General features: G+C 63.1%; 7 protein-coding genes. 6 read left to right on the top strand and 1 reads right to left on the bottom strand.

Features of this window, described 5'->3' with window-relative positions:
- Positions 1-309 precede the first annotated feature (309 nt).
- The 4 genes from AB0M95_RS40080 to AB0M95_RS40065 all read left to right on the top strand — a co-directional run bounded on the left by AB0M95_RS40080 (position 310) and on the right by AB0M95_RS40065 (position 6,820).
- Positions 310-783 (top strand): HAD family hydrolase, encoded by a 474-nt coding sequence (locus AB0M95_RS40080; protein WP_363776730.1) that lies wholly within the window; start codon positions 310-312, stop codon positions 781-783.
- Positions 777-1,577: an endonuclease/exonuclease/phosphatase family protein gene (locus tag AB0M95_RS40075; protein ID WP_363776727.1), complete on the top strand. Its 801-nt coding sequence runs from the start codon at positions 777-779 to the stop codon at positions 1,575-1,577. Before AB0M95_RS40080 ends, AB0M95_RS40075 begins: the two co-directional genes overlap by 7 nt.
- A 441-nt stretch (positions 1,578-2,018) precedes the next feature.
- Positions 2,019-4,985 (top strand): Helicase associated domain protein, encoded by a 2,967-nt coding sequence (locus AB0M95_RS40070; protein WP_363776724.1) that lies wholly within the window; start codon positions 2,019-2,021, stop codon positions 4,983-4,985.
- 251 nt (positions 4,986-5,236) lie between these two features.
- A complete protein-coding gene (locus AB0M95_RS40065; RefSeq protein ID WP_363776721.1) occupies positions 5,237-6,820 on the top strand; it encodes a hypothetical protein in 1,584 nt (527 codons plus the stop codon).
- Here AB0M95_RS40065 and AB0M95_RS40060 read toward each other — a convergent pair.
- Positions 6,794-7,333: a GNAT family N-acetyltransferase gene (locus tag AB0M95_RS40060; protein WP_363776718.1), complete on the bottom strand. Its 540-nt coding sequence runs from the start codon at positions 7,331-7,333 to the stop codon at positions 6,794-6,796. The two genes, AB0M95_RS40065 and AB0M95_RS40060, sit on opposite strands and share 27 nt — an antisense overlap.
- Before the next feature lie 337 nt (positions 7,334-7,670).
- Between AB0M95_RS40060 and AB0M95_RS40055 the strand changes: the two genes are divergently transcribed.
- Positions 7,671-8,087: a 6-carboxytetrahydropterin synthase gene (locus AB0M95_RS40055; protein WP_363776715.1), complete on the top strand. Its 417-nt coding sequence runs from the start codon at positions 7,671-7,673 to the stop codon at positions 8,085-8,087.
- Positions 8,084-8,455 (top strand): hypothetical protein, encoded by a 372-nt coding sequence (locus tag AB0M95_RS40050; RefSeq protein ID WP_363776712.1) that lies wholly within the window; start codon positions 8,084-8,086, stop codon positions 8,453-8,455. The genes AB0M95_RS40055 and AB0M95_RS40050 overlap by 4 nt, the downstream gene beginning before the upstream one ends.
- The last annotated feature ends 32 nt before the right edge of the window (positions 8,456-8,487 follow it).

Below are 8,487 nucleotides of genomic sequence, written 5' to 3'. Positions count from 1 at the left end.
GTCGACTACTACCAGGTGGATCCCGAGGGGGCCAGCGACCATTCCGGCATCGTGACCGTGCTCAACACCGACCGCATCGACACATCACAGATACGGCCTTTCACCTGAACACGAACATCGACGCCCACTCCGCTGGCGGCGTGCTCATCGTGGGCCTGGCCATCAAGAACGCATGGCCCGTCGGCCGTGATGTGCCGCCCCCCGCTCAAGGGTGAGCGGGATGGTCCGAATTTCGGCCGTATGTGCTCGCCACGGTAGGAGCCCGTGGCTGGAACCCGGCGAGCCGCGATGTCACAAGGAGGATGGCACGTGATCAGGTGCATTGCCTTCGATTTCGGCGGCACGCTGGCCCCGAGGCACTCTAAAGCGGTAGACCCGGATGCGATCGTCGTCCTGAGCTTGCTTCGCTCCCGTGGCTATCGGCTGGTGCTGGCCAGTAACACCCTGCCGCACCAGGATCGCCGTGCAGCCCTTGTGCAGGCCGGCGCCGACCGATTCTTCGCCGAACTCATCCAGTCGCATCAATTAGGGTTCGCCAAACCTCAGCCGCAGTTTTACAAGGCAGTGGAAGAGGCTGCCACCGTGGACAGCCCGGGCCAGATCCTTTTCGTGGGAAACAACATCACCAAGGACGTCGCCAAGCCCCTCGAATACGGGATGCGCGCCGTACTGATCCGATCTGAACCGCCGGCGCCTTGCGAGCGACTTCCCGCCAGAGCGCTGCTGATCTCAACTGTGCATGAACTGCCCGGACTGCTGGACAATTTGGAGACCGGATGCTGATCGCCTCGTGGAACCTGCGGAACGGCGGAATCGATGCTGGCGACACCGGCCGACTGACCCGCCAACTTAGCCTCCTGGCCGGCCTGGAGGCCGACGTCATTCTGATCCAGGAGGCCAAGCACTGGCTGCTCAATGGCGCCCAGGGCCTGCACTTCGCCGAGCGAGCGCTGGACATGCGCGGGTATGTGGCCCGGGCCGCCCGACATGACTGCCACCTGGTGGTGCTCATCCGCCCTGGCCGCGGCCTGGAGGTGCTGCGGGAACGTCATGAACGGCACCCGCCGTTCTGGCATGCCCAAGCGCGCGTTGAATGCCGAATGGCAGGAATCGACCGCCCGGTGATAATCGCCTCTGCGCACTTCGCACCCTTCAACCCGTCCATCCGGGAGGAGGAAGCGCGCGCCAGCAGCGATCTGGCGAAAAGTTTGGCGGTGCTGGGCGGTGACTTCAATGACCCTGGCCTGGGTGACCCCGCTGTGGACTGGGGAGCGCTACCGGGATACAAGCAGGTGAGGCACGGCCCAGACGACCGGGCCGCCGCTCGCTCGCTGCACCAGGCCGGATTCGTGGACGTCGCCGGTTTCCTATCCGACCAGCGGAACGTTCCGGGCTTGCGCGCCCCCACCGCGGGGTTCGGGCAAGATTCGACTCCCATCCGCTGCGACCGAATATACGTCTCAAAGCCACTGGTACCGGCCATTACCGACTATCGCATGGTCGAACAAGACGATTCCGATCATCATCTGGTGACCGCTCGCCTCAATCTGGGATACGCCCGGACTGTCTGCAGGTGATCACCTGCTACACACCGCTGGGACGCCGCCGCCCCCGACGTCTTGGACGCCTTCGCCGCGACGGAGGTCAGGTTCTGGGCCTCGCCCGCCCGTGCCAAACCTGGCCCATGAGCGTACTGGCTCAGTGCTCGGCATCGCACCGGTGAGCGGGCGCTGACAGAGCGTGCGACGACATGGCCGGATCCCCACGTCCCCCTGTTGTCACATGTTCACCCGACCCGCGCTGTTCGGGTTGAGCGGGGCGGATCCGGCTGCGCTGCTCATCCATCGCCATCGATTGAACCCAGCCGGATCGCGATGCTGCGAGCAGTTCCTCCGCCTTGCCAGGGCCGCCGTATTAAATTCGCGTATTCAAGCACGGCATCTGGATGTATTCGGTTTTATGTTTTTTCGGAGCGATTTTTGTGAACGTCATTTTAATGTTCGAGGGTGGTGTTACCTGTGACGAGCTCGGAGATCCAGGACAGATGGGCACATCAGGTTGAGGCGGTCGCGGCCATGGAAGAGGCTCTGGCCCGCGGCGGGCGTGCCACCCTGGAAATGGCGTGCGGAACGGGGAAGTCGGTCGTCGCCGCCCGAAGCGCCGGGCGCCTGGCGGCTCACGGACGCGTGCTGGTCGCGGTGCCGACGCTGGAACTGATCGTCCAGATGTTACGAGAGTTCCGGGACCACGGTCTGGTTGATCTGGGCGAGGTGGTCGGCGTCTGTTCCAGCGACGAGATACGCCACATGCCACGTGGCATGGGTGGGATGACCTCTTTTGCTCAGGTCACCACGGCGGCGGCTGATTTGGCCACATGGACTGCGGTGAAGGGCCGTGTGACCGTCCTGACCACCTACCACAGTATGCCCGTGGTCGCCGCCGCGCACGCCGACCATGCCATGCCGCCATGGGACCTGGTAATCGCCGACGAAGCTCACCGCACTGCGGGCCTCGTCGGTGGAGCCTGGACGCAGATTCACGATGATGTCGCCATTCCCGCCGATCGCCGTCTCTACATGACGGCGACTCGCAAGATCTTCGAGGAGAAGGGCGATGTCCCGGCGTTCTCCATGGACGACGAGAAGGTCTATGGGCGGGTGGCGTACCGGTTGCCTTTCTCCACGGCATTTGAGCGCGGTCTGATCGCGGATTACGAGATCGTCGCTGCGGCGGTGACCGACGAGCACATCAAATCACTCACCGACAATCCAGACGTGCGCCTGCAACTCGCCCGAACCGCCGTCAGCGCTCAGGTCCTGGCCACGCAGGTCACGGTGTTGCGTGCCGCGGCCGATTACGGCATCCGGCGCGCGATCACGTTCCATAACCGCGTGGCTGACGCGCAAGGATGGGCGCAGACCGTCCGGCAGGCATGGGAGATCATGGACGCCGGCCAGCGGCCAAGGTCTGTCAGTGCCTACGTTGTCCACGGAGCTCAAGATCCTACGGTTCGCAGGTCGATCCTCAAACGGCTGAGCAAAGATCCTGATCACCCCGACGAACTGCGGATCGTATGTAACTCACGCGTGCTCACCGAGGGCGTCGATGCCCCCGCAGTTGATTCGGTGGTCATGGTAGACCGCCGCACCTCGGTCATCGACGTTGTCCAGTCAGTCGGCCGGGCGCTACGCCTTGACCATCCCGGCAAAATCGCGCGAATTATCGTACCCGTGCTGCTGGAACCGGGTGAAGACGCGGAATCGGCCATAGCGGGATCGGCCTTTGGCGAGGTATGGCAGGTACTCCGCGCCATGCGCGCTCTGGATGATCGCCTAGCGGGCCAACTTGATGCCGGACGACTTCGCCTTGGCAGTACCCATCTGCCTGAAACACAGGCCGATGACTCGACATCCGAATCCACCATCGTGATCCCCGGTTCCGACAACAGGATCCCTAAATGGCTGTCCCTTTCCGGTATTCCGGTGCCCAAGGGATTCGCCGAAGCGATCTCGCTGCACGCCGTGAAGTCGGCGGCGTCGAGCTGGTACGAGTTCTATGGTGCCGCAAAGCAATACTTTGAGATTAATGGTGATTTGGGCCTGCCCATCAGCTACGAAGCTCCATCAGGTCTGCGTCTCGGGCAATGGCTTGGTTACCAGCGCAGAATCCGCAACACGCTGCCAGAGGAACGAGTTCATCTCCTTGACAGCATCGGCATGCTATGGACTAAGAAGGATCTGGCACGGCAGCAGTCATGGAAGAATGGGCTTGCCGCCGCCCGGGCGTTCGCTGCCGCCAACGAAGGATTCCTGCACGACGTTCCCAGGGATTTCCTTCACGAGGGGTTTAAGCTAGATCCCTGGCTTGTCAGGCAGCGCAGGCACTACAACGAGGGAACGCTGCCAGCGGAGCTGAAGACGGCGTTGGATGCCATTGATCCGACCTGGCTCAGTGGAAACTCCCTTTGGGATGCGTATTATCGGGATGCCCTCCTGTATTTCCAGAAGAATGGCAATCTGCGTGTCGACGACACGTATAGAAGCAACAATAGGCTCGACCTTCCTGGATGGCTCAAAAGGCAACGCCGGTATAGGAGGTCTCTAAGTGCGCGGCGCCAGAAATGTCTGAATGAAATAGGGATGATCTGGTCGGTTCCCGAAGACGAGTGGGATTTGGGCCTTTCCGCCGCGCGGGCCTATGCGGCTGAGCATGGCACCTTGGATGTCGGTTCAGGCTGGGTTACCGCAGATAACTTTCCTCTGGGCAACTGGTTGCGCAGCTGCCGGAGCCGTGCGGATCGGTTGTCGGGTGAGCAACGTCAGGCTTTGGAGGCATTGGATCACGACTGGGCTTCACAGCGATACAGCCAAGTGAGCTGGGATAAATACTACAACGCGGCAGCCGTGTACGCTGAAAGGCATGGGCGCCTGCCCGCGCAGGGGAGGAAACACCTTCCACCTCCAGAAGGACTGGACTTTCGCGACTGGTTAGTAGAACAGCGCCAGCTTGCACGCCACGGTGTGCTGTCGGCAGAACGTCATGCCAGGCTGGATGCCTTGGACCCGCACTGGCGGCCGAAGCTGACGGAGCAGCAAAAATGGGAAATGAATTTTCAAGCAGCCGCAGCATACGCCCAAAAGCATGGAGCTTTGCCATTCGGACGCGGGGCGCCGGTTCCAGACGGACATGACTTTCGTGACTGGCTCAATTTGCAGCGTGAGCGAGCTAGGGGAGGTTCCCTTCTGAAGGCGCGACGTTACGCGCTCGCAGAACTCGATTTCAACTGGTTGGACGGTCCTCCCAAAGCTGTCGCCCGCGATGCCATTTCGAACGTCGCGTCAGCTTCCACGACCTCCAGGCGCGGCGCAACGGCGAGGCCGGTCCCGATGCCGATGTTCGCCTCGGACGATGAGGCACTCATACAGGCCGACGATGGGCGGATGGATTCTACTCACCTCCTGGAACCCTCGGAACGGCGGGATTGATACAGGGCTCGGCAGCCGTCTGAGCCGCCGGCATTTAACTCACGGCACGTGTGGACTCGTCGCCTCCAGCCGGATGACGAGGCCCTTAAGAATAGGAGACGCCATCGAGTAGCACACGGCAGACCTGCCTGCAATGGAAGCAACATTCGGTGGTCTGACCGCCGGTTCACGCATCTGCTGTGGCGCGTTGAGATGTCCGGCGGTAGCGTCGTTAGACCACGCGCTGACCGGGAGCACCGGAGGGTGGGTTAATGGCGCGCAGCCTGAAACGGCAGATGGACGACTTATCGGCCCAGCTTCGCGCGCAGGGCCTGGCCTGGACAGACGTCGCCGAGCGGTTTCGGGCGACATGGCCTCTCAACCCCCGTCAGGCATTCCGCGAGGCGCACCGGTATACGCAGGCGAAAGTCGTTGAGCTGTGGAATGTGCTCTGGCCAGAAGCGCCTCTGACCGTGCGTCGGCTTGGTTCCTGGGAGGCATGGCCCCGTGGCGGCCACGAACCGCCGATCGTCGCCCTGAACAGACTTGCCCGGGTCTATGAGTGCCGTGCCATTGATCTGGTCGATGGTGAGGACCACCGGCCAGCCGAGGAACGCCGCCTCTCCTCGCTTCCTCCCTCGGCTGCCGTTGGAGGCCTCACATCTGACGATCTTCACAACGTGCTGGTCACTCTGCCAGTCCGGTCCGGCATCGGCGGCGGGCACGCCTTCGGTTCGATGCGCGATCAAGAGTACGACGCCCTCGTCCAGACCCTTGCCGACTGGGCGCGTCGCGTGAAGCGGCGCGAGGTCCTGGCGCTCATCAGCGCAGCGGCTGCGGCTGCGGGCGTATCCCCGCTGTCGGCTATTGTCAACGAGGACGAGCTCGACCGGATCGCGCGGGTTGCCGAGGCAGCCGTGCGCGTCGATGCCGCGACCGTCGGGCATGTCGAAATGGTGCTGCATCACTGCATGCGCCAGGAGGACAGGCTTGGCCCCAAGGCTGTGCTGGAGACTGTCTACGCTCAGCACCAGCTTCTTAGCTCGCTTCTGGCGGGCGACGTTCCCCGCGGGCTGCGGAAGCGGATGCTGTCACTGCTGGCGAACCTGCGCCGGTTCATCGCCTGGACCCTCTTCAACCTCAACGACTACACCGGCGCCGACTATTACTACGACCGCGCCCGTGCTGCCGCGCACGAGGCCGACGACGACACCCTCAACAGCTTCGTTCTGGCTAACTGGAGCCACCTGGCGACCTGGCGCGGGGACCCACGCCAAGGCGTCGAACATGCTCTCGGGGCTCTGGCATGGGGGCAGCGTTCCGGTAGCAAGCTGCTCACCTCGTACTCCTCGGACGTTGGCGCGCGTGCGTACGCCGCTGTCCAGCGCCGCTCGGGTAAGGCAAATCGTCATTCCGACTACGCCCTCTGCATGACTTCCCTCGATCGGGCGATGCGCGATCTGGCGGCTGCGTCAAGCGGCGATTCCGGCTCCGAACTGCTCTACTTCTATGGGGACGGCCAATACCTTTCGACCAGGTCGCGCTGCCTTCTGGATACCGGCAACGTCCAACAGGCACTGGAACTGGCAACCGTGTCACTGGCCGGCATTGATCCGGCCTTCGTGCGCAATGTCGCCTTCACCCGTCTGGACCTGGCCCGTGCCCACCTTGACCTGAGGGACATCGACCTTGCCTGCCAGGAGATCGGTGAAGCCGCTCATCTCACGAGCCAGAACACCTCTCCCCGCCTGGCCCGCCGGGTTGTCGACCTGCGGGAGGCACTTAGTCCATGGCAGCGGACCAAGAGTGTGCGTGAACTCGATGACCGCCTACAGGTTCTGCGGCTGCCGGCCTGACAAGCCGGTGGAGGGCATCTGCTCCAAGACCATGATGTCGAAGCGCGGAAACGGGACCGGCGGGTCCATGTCCTTGTGGGACACCCTGCGCCAGCCCCAATGCCGGTAGATGGCGATCGTCTCGACGGCCTTGGGTTGAACCGACAACGACGCACGCTCTGCGCCGGATCCGACCAGCAGTTCCCACATGATCGCGCGACCTGTACCGCGCCCCCTGCGGCCAGGCAGGACGCCGTAGTCGATGACCACGAACGTCCGCGTGCCCGTCTCAGTGGCGAACCCTTCCTCCACCGGGCGGGCAAGCCCCTCCCACCAGGATGAACCCGCTGGGAGCAGGTATCCGTAACCGAAGCCGACGTGCTCCTGCCCGGCACGCGCGGTCACCAACCGGAATCCCGGACGAGATGTCAAGGCGGGGTAGTAGGTCCGCTGGTTGGCGAACTCTTCTGGCGTCCCGTCGAAGGGCGGCAGGCTGAACACAGCCTCGTACAACCTGCACACGGTCTCGGCCAAAGCCAGAGCATGGCGCCCACCGTGGGACTCTATGACCGTTTCGGATGCCGACTGCCGCATGGCGACCTCCCCGCTTGCATCCAACGGAACCGTGATGTCATCAATTCCCGCTGACGTTCCGAGCACGCAAGGATCGGCGCTCAAACCACCGATGGTGGTACCTGGTGCACCCGGATCGGCCATCAAGGGAGGCCGTGACCAGAGAAAGCAGCGCGAAACCGGCGGTCAGACCGCATGTCCCGCAAAGGAAGGCGAGTCGACAATAGGGGATAGTCCGCTGAGAACGTGAACGCACCTCCGGCCTTCGCCGACCGTCTGTGCCGAGGATGTGACGCCGATGTACGCGATCCGCAAGCAGTTCAAGTTCGAGGCAGCCCATCACCTCAACGGCCTGCCCGACGACCACAAGTGCGCCAAGGCTCACGGGCACTCCTATGTCGTGGAGATCGAGCTCTCCTCGCCGGCACTGGATGCCACTGGTTTCGTGACCGATTTCGCCAACCTCGCTCCGATCGGCGGCTACATCGCCTCCACCCTCGATCACACCTACCTCAACGAGCTGCGCGCCGTCGACGAACACGGCCAGGACGCGGGGCCGTTGTTCCCCCAGCCGAGCAGCGAGCAGCTTGCCCGCCATCTCTACGACATCGCTGTCCAGCTCCTGCCCGAATCGATCTCCGGCTTGGTCACGGCGGTCCGGATCTGGGAGACCGCATTCTCCAGCGCCGTCTACCTTCCCGGTGAGGCCTCATGAGGGCCCTGGAGATCGGCGGGCAGACGGTACCAGTGTCGGAGCTGTTCTACAGCTTCCAGGGCGAGGGGATGAACCGTGGCCGTCGTGCTCTGTTCGTCCGCTTGATGCAGTGCAATCTGACCTGCGGATATGCGACCCCTCCAGGCCGCGGGGACATGACGATCCGGGGGAAGATGCTCTGCGACACCGAGTACACCTGGAACACGGCCAAACCGGGATTCGGAGACGGTGCGCGCCAGCTGATGCCTGTCCAGGTGTGGGAGGAGCTGCTGGGACTCGATCCCGCCACGAACAATCCCGGCCTGACTGTGAACGATCTCGTAATTGAGCAGGGGGACGCTCACGTAATTGAGCGGGTCCTGGTCTGAGTTCTGTTTTATCGCGTACTCGTCGTGCTGGG

It is taken from the genome of Sphaerisporangium sp. NPDC051017 (assembly GCF_040683095.1).
GTDB lineage: Bacteria > Actinomycetota > Actinomycetes > Streptosporangiales > Streptosporangiaceae > Sphaerisporangium.
This window is presented reverse-complemented; position numbering and strand designations above follow the sequence as displayed.